Raw genomic sequence first — 13,759 nt, 5'->3', positions numbered from 1 at the left:
TATGAGCAGTAGAAGAGCATTTATGCGATCAGGAGCCATGGCCCTATTTGCCACTGGCATTGCGGGAGGGATTCCTGCCTTTATTACCCGTGCTGCTGCAGCAGCCCTTCCTCCTGCAACTTACAAAAGAAATAAAGTGCTGGTCTGTATTTTTCAAAGAGGAGCGATGGATGGCCTGATGGCAGTTACACCGTTTACCGATATGGAATTGAAAAAAGCAAGGCCTACATTGTTCATGGATCCTACGAATGGTGCTGGAAAATTATTTGATTTAGACGGACAATTTGGTTTGCATCCAGGCTTTGCATCTATGCAGCCTTTTTTTGCAGATAAAAGATTGGCCATCGCTCATGGGGTAGGCAGTCCGAATAATACCCGCAGTCATTTTGATGCGCAGGACTATATGGAATCGGGAACTCCATTCAGTAAAAGCACTTACAGTGGATGGCTTAACAGAGCGGTTGGATTGATGGGGCATGACGCCAGTCCTTTCAGAGCGGTTAGTATTACGGGTGCATTGCCAAGAAGCTTGTATGGAAACGAGGAAGCATTAGCCATTAGCAACCTGCAAGATTTTGCCTTGCAAACCAAGGGGAATCCGATGACAGCGAATTTGACTGCAGGTTCATTTGAAGAACTATATGAACAGACCAGCAATCGTTTGTTGAACCGGGCGGGCAAGGAAAGTTTTGAAGCCATGAAAATGCTGAACCCGAACGATATTAAAAATTACAAGCCTCTTGCAGGTGTTGCATATCCCAATAGTCCCTTGGGCAATTCTTTAAAACAGATTGCCATGCTGATCAAAATGAATATTGGATTAGAAGTAGCATTTGCAGAGAACGGGGGATGGGATACGCATTTTAATCAGGGCACCCTGAATGGAGTGTTCGCTCGCAATGTTCGTGACTTTAGTGATAGCATCGCGGCATTCTGGAATGATATGAGCGCTTACCAGGACGATGTAACGCTGATGACCATGACAGAGTTTGGCAGAACCGTAGCCCAGAACGGAACCGGAGGAACCGACCACGGAAGAGCCAGCTGTTCATTTATTTTAGGCAATGCAGTACAAGGCGGAAAAGTATATCATCAAATAGGATCACTGGCAAAAGACCAGTTAGAAGACCAACGCGACCTGCCCGTAACCACCGATTTCAGATCTGTATTTAGTGGGGTGGCAAACAAACATTTAGGCATTAATAATAACGGCGTTTTGTTTCCCAAGTGGGAGGGGAAGTCGTTGGAGTTATTTCGGTCCTAATCAACACCGTGTTTTCACGGTATTTTTTGTAGTATGAATTCTCTATCAATTTAATGATTAGTATTGGTTAATATTATTTAAACCAGCAATCATTTATGCATCTATTTAAATTCTCCCCCCCCCCCCCTCATATTTTCACACTTTACTATTGTTTTTAGTTACTAGTTTTATTTTCACTGGTTGTAAAAAAACTGGAGATTTAATAAAGAAAGATTTACCCGAAAATATTTCAAAACAAGAATTACTGCTTTGGATTAACAAATACCAAAAGTTAATGCCAGATGGGCCTAAACCAATTCTGGAGCAAGCCCTTAAAACATATTATAAAGGTCAAATGATTCTTAAAATGCCACTGAGTAGTGGTGGTGGTAATTTATACTTTACAAAAACAGATAAACTTTATGTTCAGTTCATTCGCATAGTTTCTTATGAAGATCAGGTTAATAAACCGTTTACGGGTTATTATGAGTTTATTGATATGAATTTGTATACGTATAAAAAAGTCATATTTAAGCAGGGTGTAAGGCAAGCAGAAGTAAAAAAGGAGAATGCAAATGTTGATTTAATACAAAATACATCTACAGTTAAATCAACTGAGACTTGGCTTGGTGCTTTTCTTCGATGTTTAGTTAGCCATATTTTTGCAATTCCTAGACGTAATATTCTTGGAGAATGGCAATGTTACGGGCTTGGTGGGGGTAGTTCTGACCCTGAAGAAGTAGATATTCCAAGTAACGATTTAGATGGAGGTGGCGGTGGTATTGATTGGACTAGTTGGTTCTTAATACTTAATCCACCAGGCTCCTATATTCCAAACCCAATTCCTGATTTAAGTATGAATTGGGATGCATATCTGGGTGGAGGAGGTGCAGTGTCTTATCCTTCAAATCAAAATGGATTACAAGTTAATTTGCAACAAAAAAAAGATTATTTAATACAAGTTTTAAATCTTAATTACACAAAACAGTTCTATTTAGATAATTCCGATGATTTAGTAAATGTAGTTTATGACTTCATTATTGAGAATGGAAATTTAAATAGTTACTCTTTAATTAATGAACTTATTGAATGGATTATTTCTGACCCTTCTGCAACACCGGATGATTTAAAATATTTTCTTACAATTCCTGAACCCGAAGATGGATTATTTGATTCATTCTATTGGAATGACCCAAATCTAATTTTTCAGAAAATTCCTTTGCCAACATTACATCAGTTCCTCGAATATTTTCCTAAAATAATTAATTCTACTGGAAATATTGAGCCAATGAGAAGTGATTCCGTTTATGCTTTAGTCGGAGGAGTACTTGGCGATAAATATGGTCAACCTAATTATAAAAATGCATGTGCAATACGTGCTTCTTGGGCATTTAACCAAATAAAAATATTCAATCAATATCCATTTCGAATTCCAAATGGAGTCGGTAACACTGAGAAGGGCGCTAATGACTTATCTTATATTTTATCTGCTAAAGCATTTAATTCTTATATGAATACAAAATTTGGTGCTCCTACTAAACAAATACTAGGTACTGATATAAATTCGAATAGAGTAATATTAAATACCTTTCTTAAAAATTTACGAACAAATAATATACATGGAATATTTTCTTTGGTTACAAAAGGAGGAAGTTATACAGGGCATGTTGATTTATTATTGCATGGCATATGTGTTGGAGGGTATAATATTCCTGCAGATTTATCATTAATTGAAAAAATTGAAATATGGGAACTCGATTAAAATATATGGTAGTAATTTCTATTATTCTATTAGTAACTGAAGGCTGTTATTCTCCGCATGAAGTCATTACTATTTGGAATAAAAAATATGATGTATATAAAGATGATGAGTACTTAGATGAACAAAATCTCTTAACAACATTCAATACTGTTTGTTTTCATAAAACAAAATTAGTTGCTTTTGCATATCAATCTTCTGGCAAAAGAAATGATAGTAACTTTGTGAATTCTGAGCTTAAAGTTCAAAATGACACATTAATTATTATAACTAGATTTGATAAGTCAGTTTATGGTTATCCTAGGCAATTTATTAGATATTATCAATTTCACAATGAAGGTTTAATAAGTTTGAATTCAAATAGTTTAATTACACCAAAGTATTCTCGCAAAAATAACATGCGTTATCGTTCTACAAAAACCAGAATCCAATAAATTCTTCTTTGATAAAGTAGTGTACTTAATCATTCGTTGCTTTACCACATTCAATTGACATCTCTAAATCAACTTTGAAGTATTTTTTGTTAGTGTGAGGTAGATTTTCAATTTTCCTTTTTCTCTAATAATTAAAGGGCTGGTACACTATTAGCGGGAGGATGCTAATCCAAGGATTTTATATTTTTTTTAAGCAATTGCGAGATGGTAGTTATACAGTTAAACGAATTTCTAATTATATAAATGGAGTTGAAATCAAGAATACAGATTACTAATTCAGTAAAATTTGAAAATATTTTATCAACTATATTTTTATGTTATTTATAATTAATATATTCAGGTATCCCAATTTGTTGCTTAAAAATATTAGTTCCATTAATTCAACTGTTGTTATGCAAGAATTACATTTAAAGCCCCTAAAGCATTTAGGGCAAGTGGAAACCGCAATTGAAGGTATTCCTAGGGTTGATCCAATCAATCTACACGTAATTGAATTGATGAGAGATCATTTAATACTAAAGGCTTATAGTAAAAGCACTATTAAGACCTATTTAAATGAAATGCACCAGTTCTTATTTAGACTTGGTACTATTCCAGCTGATGACTTGCAGCCACAGCATCTGAAAAAATACCTGGTCTTTTGTTTTGAGAAATTAAGGCTTTCAGAGAATACCTTGCATAGTAGAATTAATGCATTGAAATTCTATTATGAGCAAGTTTTGCGGCGGGATCGGTTTTTCTGGGAAATTCCAAGGCCCAAAAAACCTTTACAGCTGCCTAAACTATTAAACGAAGAAGAACTTTGCAGATTGTTTAATGCACTTTCTAATAAAAAGCACAAAGCCATGCTTTTTACGGCTTATAGTGCAGGTTTGAGGGTAAGCGAAATTGTTCAATTGAAATTAAAAGATATCGATAGTGAGCGGATGCAGATTTTTATTGAAAATGCAAAGGGAAAGAAAGATCGCTATGTGAATTTAAGTCCGGTGCTTCTAGATATACTAAGGGAATATTTTAAACAATACACACCCAGACCTAAATTATATCTCTTTGAATCAGAACAGACAGGAGATGCTTACTCAACAAGAACGGTTCAACAGATTTTCAGTAATGCAAAGCGGGCTGCAGGTATTAGCAAAGAGGTGGGTATTCATAGCTTGAGACATAGTTTTGCCACACATTTGTTGGATAAAGGGACAGATATTCGATTTATAAAAGATTTGCTAGGGCATTTTGACATAAGAACCACAGAGCGTTATTTGCATGTTAGCAAAAAGCAATTGGTAAATATTGGAAGCCCTTTAGATGACTTATTTAAGAAGCGGCAGATAGAATGGTAGTCTTCAGATTTACTGACAATTGCTTTTGTATAATTAATTGCGAATTTGCCGACAATAATAAATGTATTAGTGTATTTACGTAATAACAATACAAAAACTATAACATTAAAACAATGACACTTAAGGCTTATTTCCTTTGTTCTCTTTTGGGAGTAGCGTATATTTAAGTGTTGAGGCGAAATTCGTCAGCTGATTAAAATTGTAACGAATAATAGTTGCTTTTTATTGGTTAATTTTTAAAGAATGATTTTAGAAGACCTATACTAGCAAGCCTTTAGGCGAAGGCGCCTCAAGCTTGCTTGTGAAACGCCGAAGGCAAAAGGCTTGCATGAAGCTAAAGAATAAATTTTCTCAAATCGCTGATGTTGGGTGTCGGAAACTACGTAACATAAATGTTTTATCACCCAATGCTATTCAATGTAACCTATCTACTAAAGCAACAACATAAATTTCTTTTATGTCATTGCTTTAGTAGTACTAGCAGATATAGAACAGTAATTCAGCTGACGAACTCCGGTCGTCAGTTTAGATGGATTAAATTCAAAGACCTGTTAGACCTTCGCCCAACATTGCATTGATACTATCGGCGAAGCCTACAGTAAACAATTAACTAACTTTAGCCGACAGGATCAATGCTTCAACGTTGAACCAACATTGCTTTCAGCAATGAGTTTTTTGAGATTTTCTACCTTGTGTTACTAAATCATAAATTATGGAAAAAAAACAGTAACACAGTATGCCATTAATGCACTTCAAAAGTGTTCAGATTTAATGGCTCTAGGTCACTACAGTGATTCAACTCGTATCAATTATCTAAAAGAGTTGCGATTTTTATTTCAGTATTATTCTGACATCAGACCATCAGAGATTACTTATGAAATGACTGTAAACTATTTAGTTTATTTGGTCAAGACAATGGGTTGTAGTAGGGTTAAATGTAAAATGGCGGCACAAAGCTTTGCCTTCTTTTTCAAACATGCTTTGAACAAGCCATATTCAACTCCAGCTGTATTATTTCCTGCACATGAGCATAAATTACCTGCTGTATTATCACAGGAAGAAATGCGGAGCGTATTAAACAGTATAATTAATAATAAGCACAGGATGTTACTTTCTCTTATGTATAGTACTGGGATACGATTAATGGAGATTGCCAGAATTAAGATAACCGATATTGAAAGTAATCAAATGCGTATTAAAATAACATCTGGCAAGGGTAAAAAAGATAGGTATGTTTTATTATCCCCACTACTGCTTGAAGAATTACGCTATTATTTTATTGAGTATAGACCAGAAATTTATTTGTTTAATGGTCGCTGGCAAAGGAAAAAGATATGCAGCTAGAACCATTCAACATATCATGCAAACGGCCTTAGCCAAGGCAGGACTATCCAATAAAAATTACAGTATACATAGTATAAGGCACAGTTTTGCAACACATTTACTAGACCATGGTGCTGATTTGCAAGCAATACAACAATTGATGGGTCATAACAGTATCAATCAAACAGTTCAGTATTTGCATCTCTCGACAAAACGGTTACAGAGTATAGTTAATCCATATGATGTAATCATGCAAAAGTCAACCAATGAAAAATGCTAATACGCTGCAAAACATATTACAGCATTGGCATAAACCTGAAATCAACTTACATGTAAATAATGTAATTGAGCAGATAAAACAGTGTAGAACAGCTTCGTTAGGGTATCATTTATACCAATGCACTGATAGTCAATGTAGGAAATATCATTATCGATATCATAGTTGTCGTAATCGTCATTGTCCTCAATGCGGTGGTTTTCAAAAGCAGCAATGGATAGAAGATAGGATGAATGAGTTACTACCTACCAATTATTTTCATGTTGTTTTCACATTACCACATGAATTAAATGGTTGTATTCTTGGCAATAGGAAATTATTGTTGAAATTACTTTTTGATAGTTCTGCTCAAACATTATTAACTTTTAGTAAAGACAAGAATTACTTGGGAGCTACGCCCGGTATTTTAAGTTTATTACACACGTGGGGTCAGCAGTTAAGTTTTCATCCACATGTTCACTGTATTATAAGCAGTGGGGGTATTGATATTACTGGAGGGAAACAATGCTGGAGAAATGCTGTTCGAAACAGTAACCAATTTATTTTTTCCAGTTAAAGCATTAGCCAAAGTATTTAGAGCTAAATATTTGATGGGAATAAAAGTACTTTTAGAAAATAATCATTTAAGGGTAAGCCCTAAATCAGATTTAAATGTTTTACTGAAAGAGCTTTACAAAAAAGAATGGGTTGTTTATGCCAAAAGACCATTTGGTGGCCCACAACAAGTTATTAGTTATTTAGGTAGGTACACTCACAAAACAGCTATTACCAATAGCAGAATTGTAAAATTTGATTCTGATAATAATCGCGTTCAATTTAAGTACAAAGATTATGCGGATAATAGTAATGAGAAATTGATGGAGGTAAATGCAAGTGACTTTGTTACGAGATTTAAACAGCATATTTTACCAAAAAGATTTACCAGAATACGGAGCTATGGTTATTTAGCCAATAGAGGCAGGACGGAGAGAATTAAAGAGATTACGAAAATGATGAACATCCCTGCTCATCCAATAAGAGTGAAAATTAGTTGGCAAACTAGACTGCTATTGGAAGTTGGTAAATCAATTAATTGTTGTCCGAATTGTCATAAAGAAACGCTCATTCAAATAGCGTCGTATTATAAGCATGGACATTATGGATAAGGTTTAAATGCTTATGGATAATACCTTTTAGCTAATAAAAATATGTTGGCAAAGCAGTTCTATGAGTTAACTCAACCAAAAACAACAGAAATTAGCTAAATTGATTATGATAAAATAAAACAACTTAAAAAAAGTATCCAGATCACTGTAAAAAAGTAAACAAAAGAAATACTTTACACCTAATAGAACAATGTCGGTCAACACAAAGTATACCGACAAGCCCAATGATCAATATCAAAGGGCTAATTTTAAAGGGCTAGTCGGATACTTTCATAAACGTTACCAGCAACCCTATTGACAGCTCACGACTACTAAAACAAACTTTTAAATATGGCCTACAGAACAAAAATATATGTTGCGTTTGACGGCGACACTGATATTCATTATTATTATTTAATGAAGGCATGGACTAATAACGAGAAATTTGACTTTGAAATAAATGATGCACACGACATTAATTATTCCAGAGACACAAGTCAAGAACAGAGTATAAAGGCTCAGTTAAGGGTTCGACTTCAGAGTTCAAAGGTTTTTATTCTTTTGATTGGAGAAAACACGAAATACTTGAGAAAGTTTGTTCCATGGGAGATAGACTACGCTTTACGAAACAATATGCCAATCATAGCAGTTAACTTAAACGGAAAAAGAGATAGAGATAATTTCAGATGCCCGAATGTATTGAGAGACGAATTAGTGGTTCATGTTTCCTTTAATCATAAAATAATTCAACATGCAATTGACAACTGGCCGTCAGAATATGAAAAACTAAAACAGAACAACGAAAAGTCAGCCAGATATTATAATGACGAAACTTATAAACGTTATGGACTTTGAACCACTAAAAAGATTTTGGACAAGACTACGATACGCATTCTTTCATGGATACAACAAAGAAAGGATATTCAGCATTCTCTTTATTTTTTTTGGCATTGTCGGTTTCCTTTGGACATTGATTGAGTGCTTTTCCTGGCTCTTCCAAAACACTAAGCCCTCATTACCTGACCAGTTAAGAGATTTTATTAATGACCACTTGAAACTAATCGGCACCTTAATTCTATTGGTAAGCATTTACATGAAGCGGAAGCGTATTAAGTTAAGCCAAACTTTTACGAACACTGACCTTACTTTAACTGTGGAATTTTGTGACCTGTTCAACCAAAAAGGAGCTATCGTAATACCAGTAATGGACACTTTTGACATGGACACTACAAACAATCTTGTAAATCCAAGAACAGTTCATGGCCAATTCTTAAGTAAATATTACCCAAACAACATTCCTGCGTTAAATCTAGAAATCACTCACACACTTTCAAGTATTGGAGTTCAACCAATTTCTAACGAACCAACACTCAAAGGGAAGAAAGACAGATACGATATTGGAACAACTTGCCCTGTTCAAACCCACAACAAATATTTCTATCTATCTGCCCTTACATTTATGAAGGACACTGGCAATGTTGACATCCAGCCACATTTTATAAATCAATTCCTGTCAGCTTTATGGAACTTTATACCAAATCATGGTGTTTATTATGACACAGTTAATATCCCAGTAATCGGCACTGGCATAAATAGGCTTCCTGCTTCATATACAAGAGATTTTATACTTAGAGAAATTGCTCATAGTTTTTTTCTAATTTCAAAGCAGCAGACATTCTGTAAAACTCTCAGGATTTGCTTACACATCAACGATTATAAACATTATGACTTCGACGACGTTAAGGTAATATTTAGCCACATTGACAAGTATTTAAACAGGTAAGGGCAGCTGGTAACATTGGGTTTTATGCAAGTTGGGCATGACCAGCAAACATCAGCAAATTGCAAATCCAAGCTGTGGTTCGGGCTGGACGAATAAATCTCAACTTTAGTTCTTAAATTCAACTTTATATTTTTAATGAGCAGCGGTTGTCGGCGGACGGAATACTAATTCCCAACCTGCATAAAGCCCTGCTCGTTGTACGCAACTCACATGATTATTCCAACAATGCAAAGAGTGACCGAATGAACAACATTAATGATTTAAACCTACAGACAGAAATATTACCATTGTTCGACTACACTCTTAATGACTTTGCTAAAGAAACACTTTATCAAATATTCCAAGAGCCACTTTCTACACTAGCCGATATCGAGAAAAGACAAGAGATATTTAAAGGCTTTATTGCTAACGCTGAAATATTCACTAATTATTCTTATTCCAGATTGGACTTTCACGAAGTATATAATTTTTTAAATGACACTTCATATCAAAAAATTATACAAGCTTCAAAAATGAGGCTTCTATTTTTAGAAAACGAAAGACATCAGACTAGAGCAAGATTTATTCAATTTATTTTACTTTTTCATAAGCTCCATTTCACCTATTTAAAAAGAATCAATGTCAGTTCCTTTCCAGATGACTATAAAAAGGAACTTGTTTCATTAGACAACTTTGTTACATCTTTAAACCTAAGGTACTACGATGAGTTGGTAAGAGAAGGCAAATTTAAGATAAAGCATTTATTAGAAATTGCAAAAATTATTACTGGCAAAAAGTTAAAGGGAGAATTTGATGTATTTTATAAAATGTTTTTCCAATTTGAAGCATATATTTCAATTAGCAAATGTATCATAAAATATCATTTTTGTTTTCCATCCTTTTCCAAATTCCATCTTTTATTTGAAAACGTTTACCACCCTCTAATAAAGAACCCAGTAAAAAATAGCTTTACAATAGACAAAAATGTGATTCTTCTCACAGGACCAAACATGTCAGGAAAGTCAACACTTTTAAAATCTATTGGTCTTTGCATTCACCTTGCTCTACTCGGTGTAGCTGTACCAGCAAAGAAAATGGAATTACCTTTTTTTGAGCGTGTATCCATCTCTATTAATCATAATGATGACATTTCAAATGGATATAGCCAATTTATGAATGAAATAATCAGACTAAAACAGGTTGTTGTTGACGCTTCGGAGAATAAAAGCTGTTTTGCCATTTTTGATGAACTATTTAAGGGTACAAGTATTGATGATGCAGTTCAAATTAGTTCTACCACTATTAAGGGACTAACAAAATTCAAGAAATCATTTTTCTTTATCTCTTCACATCTACATCAAATAAAGCAGATTGAAGAAGTGCAAAGAAAAGAGGTTGAAACTTATTATGTTGACTGTGTAATTGAAAATAGCACACCCCTATTTAATTATCAAGTCAAAGAAGGATGGTCAGACCTAAAAGTTGGACAACTTCTGTTTGAGAATGTAGGTCTAAATGATTTATTAGATGCATCATGACAAATAGGTATGCGTACAACAATAGGCTTTGCGCAAGTTGGGCTTTCAGCAATAGCCCATCAGCTTTGGTATTTCAAATGAGCTTCAGTAATTTGGCTTTAACTAATCGCGTCAGTAGTGGCCAAGCCAGCAGCGGGAATTATCCTTCCCCACCCTGCGTAAAGCCTCGGCCGTTAGGCGAGATTTATTCTGGCGATCCGATTTTTGGAATGAACAATTTTAGTACCTAATTATGACCAAACACCGACCATTCACGATAGAAATTGACAAGCTTACTCGCTCAATAGAAAATGCTATTTCTGGTGACAGTTTTAAAACGGAAGTGCTAGAACTGACTTCAGCAGATTTTAAAAAATTAAGAAAGAAAGATTGGTTATTTAATTGGGAGTCAGAAGCCAAGTTGAAAGACCGAAAGGTATACAAGCTTGTAATTATCGATAATCCTACTATTATTCAAGGGCTCATAAGTTTGCAGGATCGTAAAGACCACATTTTTATGACACTTATCGAAAGCAATAAATTCAATCGTGGAAATAAAAAGATTTACTTAGGTGTTCCAGGCAATCTTGTAGCTTTTGCATGTAAGATTTCTTTTGACAAAGGTTATAGCGGCTATGTTTCATTTGAGAGTAAGACTAATTTAATAGCGCACTATAAAAAAGAGCTTAAGGCGCACTTGCTTTTCGGAAATTTTATGGCAATTGATTCTAAATCTGCAGCAAAACTTATAGAACTTTATTTCCCTAAATAAATGTAACTTTAATGTATGATAAAAGAGCCAAAAAATATTGACTTTTATACTACCGGCAAACAACCTACAGAGCGAGATTTTACTCGCATAAGTGAGTGGATTAAGAAGGATAAAATCAGAAAAGGAACAAAGCCATCAAAGAAACAAACCGTAAAGCAAAAAGACCTCGCCTAACAAAAGGCTTTACGCAAGTTGGGCTTTCAGCAATGGCCCATCAGCTTTGGTAATACTAATCAACTTCAGTAATTTGGCTTTAACTAATCGCGTCAGTAGTGGCCAAGCCAACAGCGGGAATTATCATTCCCCACCCTGCGTAAAGCCTCGGACGTGTGTGACTTGAATTAAACATTATTGAGATTAATGTTTAAATGCTGTAAAACAGATGGAAGAATTTCTCTGATAATAGCGAGAAATTATGGTCTTCCGAAGACGACTTTCTGGAGTAGTTTTCAAACCACTTTATGCTGCAATAATTGGAAACGATTTTGTAGTGAGCGATAAAGAAAAACAGGAACGATGATTTCTGTAGGTGCGTAATACAAGAGCTGAACGCAAGTGAACCAATGATGAAGCCTCGTAAGGGCAATAGCGATGTCGAAAGTAAGCAGTTACGTTTGTGTTTACGAATAGAGTGTAATGGATACCAGATTATAGGTTACACGGCATCCGGGGTTAAGTTGGCAGGACTGTATTATAGGCTGTTTTATGGAACAAGTGAAGTCATTGTTGTTTTGTAAAATCGAAAGAGGAACAAACGCTTTTGGATGAGGCGAAGCAATGGCGGCAGACTTAATCATAGTAGTGAGGAAACTTAAGAAACTAAGTGGAGCGAAGGATTAAGCTTGTTTAGTTATCAAAACCAATTTACAACCAGGAATGGGATGACAGATTATTTTGAGACAAAATCACAACCAATTACCAAGTTAATGGTGTGGCAGGCTTACAAGAGAGTAAGAGCCAATCAAGGGAGTGCTGGCTTAGATGGTATGACATGGGAGTATGTAGACAAAAATGCATATAGATTATTATACAAGCTATGGAACAGACTTTCTTCAGGATCATATTTTCCAGCACCTGTTCGCCAAGTTGCTATTGCAAAGAAAGATGGTGGAATAAGAAGTTTAGGCATTCCGACTATCATGGACCGCATAGCACAACAAGTTGTCAAGCAACATTTAGAAATGCAGGTGGAACCCGTTTTTCATGAGGGGTCATTCGGATATCGACCCAATCGAAGCTGTCACGATGCTGTTGCAAAAGCCAACAGTAATTGTTTTAATCACGATTTTGTGATAGACATCGACATACAAGGCTTCTTCGATACCATTAATCATGAACTATTAATGACTGCGGTTGCACATTACTGCAAAGACAAATGGGTACAATTGTATGTAGAGCGATGGTTAGAAGCGGGAATAATAGAGCAGGATGGCAAGGCCACAAGAACTGTGTTGGGTACACCACAAGGTGGAGTAATTAGTCCGTTATTAGCAAATATTTTTCTACATGTAGTATTTGATGGGTGGATGACAAAGGAACATCCAGAAAAGCCATTTGAACGATATGCAGACGATATAGTAGTTCATTGCAAGACGGAGAAACAAGCAATATATGTGCTTAACAAAATCAAGCAGAGAATGGAGAAGTGTAAACTAACCTTACACCCTACCAAAACAAGAATAGTCAATCTGAGAGGGTATTCAGAAAAGAAATACCCCAAAAGCTTTGACTTTTTAGGATTCACTATACGCCCCAATTGTGTAAAGTTTAAAGAAAAGGTTTTGATTGTTCCAAGCATCTTCATAAGTACTAAATCCAGGACTAGTTTACTGGAAAAGTTTAAAGATTGGAATATACACAAGCGGCGAAAACCACTTGTAACTTTAGCCCAATATTTAACACCACAAATACGGGGAATCATGAATTACTTTCATAAGTTCTCAAGTGGTCATATGAACTATGTCTGGAAACAATTAAATGCGAGACTATTAAAATGGGTTAAATGGGAAAAGGGTTTGGGGGTAAGAGCAGCAATTAAATGGTTGCAAATACAATACAAACTCAACCCTTAATTATTCCCACACTGGCAAGTGGCACATCCGTAAGTTATAATTAACTTGTGATTTATAAACAAGAAGAGCCGTGTGATGGGAGACTATCAAGCACGGTTCCGTGAGAACGTAAGGGTGAAAATCCCTTGCGTGACTC

At 35.2% G+C, this 13,759-nt stretch carries 14 protein-coding genes; all 14 read left to right on the top strand.

The window, feature by feature from the left end; genetic code table 11:
• Nucleotide 1: 1 nt before the first annotated feature.
• The 14 genes from F777_RS0100100 to ltrA all read left to right on the top strand — a co-directional run bounded on the left by F777_RS0100100 (nucleotide 2) and on the right by ltrA (nucleotide 13,623).
• Entirely contained in the window at nucleotides 2-1,264 is a 1,263-nt protein-coding gene (locus tag F777_RS0100100) for a DUF1501 domain-containing protein (protein ID WP_026750256.1), read from the top strand.
• Between the two features lie 148 nt (nucleotides 1,265-1,412).
• On the top strand, nucleotides 1,413-3,005 hold the full coding sequence (locus tag F777_RS0100095) for a T6SS effector amidase Tae4 family protein (protein ID WP_026750255.1): 1,593 nt from the start codon (nucleotides 1,413-1,415) through the stop codon (nucleotides 3,003-3,005).
• Between the two features lie 5 nt (nucleotides 3,006-3,010).
• Nucleotides 3,011-3,436 (top strand): hypothetical protein, encoded by a 426-nt coding sequence (locus tag F777_RS0100090; protein ID WP_235785870.1) that lies wholly within the window; start codon nucleotides 3,011-3,013, stop codon nucleotides 3,434-3,436.
• 392 nt (nucleotides 3,437-3,828) lie between these two features.
• Entirely contained in the window at nucleotides 3,829-4,776 is a 948-nt protein-coding gene (locus F777_RS15110) for a tyrosine-type recombinase/integrase (RefSeq protein ID WP_235785869.1), read from the top strand.
• A 702-nt stretch (nucleotides 4,777-5,478) separates the two neighbouring features.
• Nucleotides 5,479-6,120 (top strand): tyrosine-type recombinase/integrase, encoded by a 642-nt coding sequence (locus F777_RS18460; protein WP_369791991.1) that lies wholly within the window; start codon nucleotides 5,479-5,481, stop codon nucleotides 6,118-6,120.
• On the top strand, nucleotides 6,008-6,379 hold the full coding sequence (locus F777_RS18455; protein WP_081720426.1) for a tyrosine-type recombinase/integrase: 372 nt from the start codon (nucleotides 6,008-6,010) through the stop codon (nucleotides 6,377-6,379). Before F777_RS18460 ends, F777_RS18455 begins: the two co-directional genes overlap by 113 nt.
• Nucleotides 6,366-6,932: an IS91 family transposase gene (locus F777_RS17510; protein WP_071790287.1), complete on the top strand. Its 567-nt coding sequence runs from the start codon at nucleotides 6,366-6,368 to the stop codon at nucleotides 6,930-6,932. Before F777_RS18455 ends, F777_RS17510 begins: the two co-directional genes overlap by 14 nt.
• Entirely contained in the window at nucleotides 6,892-7,521 is a 630-nt protein-coding gene (locus F777_RS17040) for an IS91 family transposase (RefSeq protein WP_051408318.1), read from the top strand. Before F777_RS17510 ends, F777_RS17040 begins: the two co-directional genes overlap by 41 nt.
• Before the next feature lie 330 nt (nucleotides 7,522-7,851).
• Nucleotides 7,852-8,355 carry a TIR domain-containing protein gene (locus F777_RS0100065; protein WP_026750251.1) on the top strand — a complete coding sequence of 168 codons (504 nt, stop codon included), beginning with the start codon at nucleotides 7,852-7,854 and terminating at the stop codon, nucleotides 8,353-8,355.
• The gene (locus F777_RS0100060; protein ID WP_026750250.1) at nucleotides 8,345-9,283 is read left to right on the top strand and encodes a macro domain-containing protein; all 939 of its coding nucleotides are present in this window, start codon (nucleotides 8,345-8,347) and stop codon (nucleotides 9,281-9,283) included. Before F777_RS0100065 ends, F777_RS0100060 begins: the two co-directional genes overlap by 11 nt.
• 242 nt (nucleotides 9,284-9,525) lie before the next feature.
• Nucleotides 9,526-10,800: a MutS-related protein gene (locus tag F777_RS0100055; RefSeq protein WP_026765192.1), complete on the top strand. Its 1,275-nt coding sequence runs from the start codon at nucleotides 9,526-9,528 to the stop codon at nucleotides 10,798-10,800.
• 232 nt (nucleotides 10,801-11,032) lie between these two features.
• Complete coding sequence (locus tag F777_RS0100050) at nucleotides 11,033-11,551, top strand: hypothetical protein (RefSeq protein ID WP_026750248.1); 519 nt, start codon at nucleotides 11,033-11,035, stop codon at nucleotides 11,549-11,551.
• 15 nt (nucleotides 11,552-11,566) lie between these two features.
• A complete protein-coding gene (locus F777_RS17940) occupies nucleotides 11,567-11,725 on the top strand; it encodes a hypothetical protein (protein WP_161631456.1) in 159 nt (52 codons plus the stop codon).
• A 707-nt stretch (nucleotides 11,726-12,432) separates the two neighbouring features.
• Complete coding sequence (gene ltrA, locus F777_RS0100040; RefSeq protein ID WP_026750247.1) at nucleotides 12,433-13,623, top strand: group II intron reverse transcriptase/maturase; 1,191 nt, start codon at nucleotides 12,433-12,435, stop codon at nucleotides 13,621-13,623.
• Nucleotides 13,624-13,759: the final 136 nt, after the last annotated feature.

Origin of the sequence: Sediminibacterium sp. C3 (assembly GCF_000508085.1) — a bacterium.
In the GTDB taxonomy this organism is placed as follows: domain Bacteria; phylum Bacteroidota; class Bacteroidia; order Chitinophagales; family Chitinophagaceae; genus Sediminibacterium.
Note: the sequence above shows the minus strand (reverse complement) of the source record. Positions and strands in the feature narration are given on the sequence as shown.

Coding starts and splice junctions, on each gene's coding strand:
- F777_RS0100090 (WP_235785870.1), top strand. CDS start 3,011: ATGGTAGTAATTTCTATTATTCTATTAGTAACTGAAGGCTGTTATTCT.
- F777_RS0100055 (WP_026765192.1), top strand. CDS start 9,526: ATGAACAACATTAATGATTTAAACCTACAGACAGAAATATTACCATTG.
- F777_RS17940 (WP_161631456.1), top strand. CDS start 11,567: ATGATAAAAGAGCCAAAAAATATTGACTTTTATACTACCGGCAAACAA.
- F777_RS0100100 (WP_026750256.1), top strand. CDS start 2: ATGAGCAGTAGAAGAGCATTTATGCGATCAGGAGCCATGGCCCTATTT.
- F777_RS0100050 (WP_026750248.1), top strand. CDS start 11,033: ATGACCAAACACCGACCATTCACGATAGAAATTGACAAGCTTACTCGC.
- F777_RS18455 (WP_081720426.1), top strand. CDS start 6,008: ATGTTTTATTATCCCCACTACTGCTTGAAGAATTACGCTATTATTTTA.
- F777_RS15110 (WP_235785869.1), top strand. CDS start 3,829: ATGCAAGAATTACATTTAAAGCCCCTAAAGCATTTAGGGCAAGTGGAA.
- F777_RS0100065 (WP_026750251.1), top strand. CDS start 7,852: ATGGCCTACAGAACAAAAATATATGTTGCGTTTGACGGCGACACTGAT.
- ltrA (WP_026750247.1), top strand. CDS start 12,433: ATGACAGATTATTTTGAGACAAAATCACAACCAATTACCAAGTTAATG.
- F777_RS17040 (WP_051408318.1), top strand. CDS start 6,892: ATGCTGTTCGAAACAGTAACCAATTTATTTTTTCCAGTTAAAGCATTA.
- F777_RS0100060 (WP_026750250.1), top strand. CDS start 8,345: ATGGACTTTGAACCACTAAAAAGATTTTGGACAAGACTACGATACGCA.
- F777_RS17510 (WP_071790287.1), top strand. CDS start 6,366: ATGAAAAATGCTAATACGCTGCAAAACATATTACAGCATTGGCATAAA.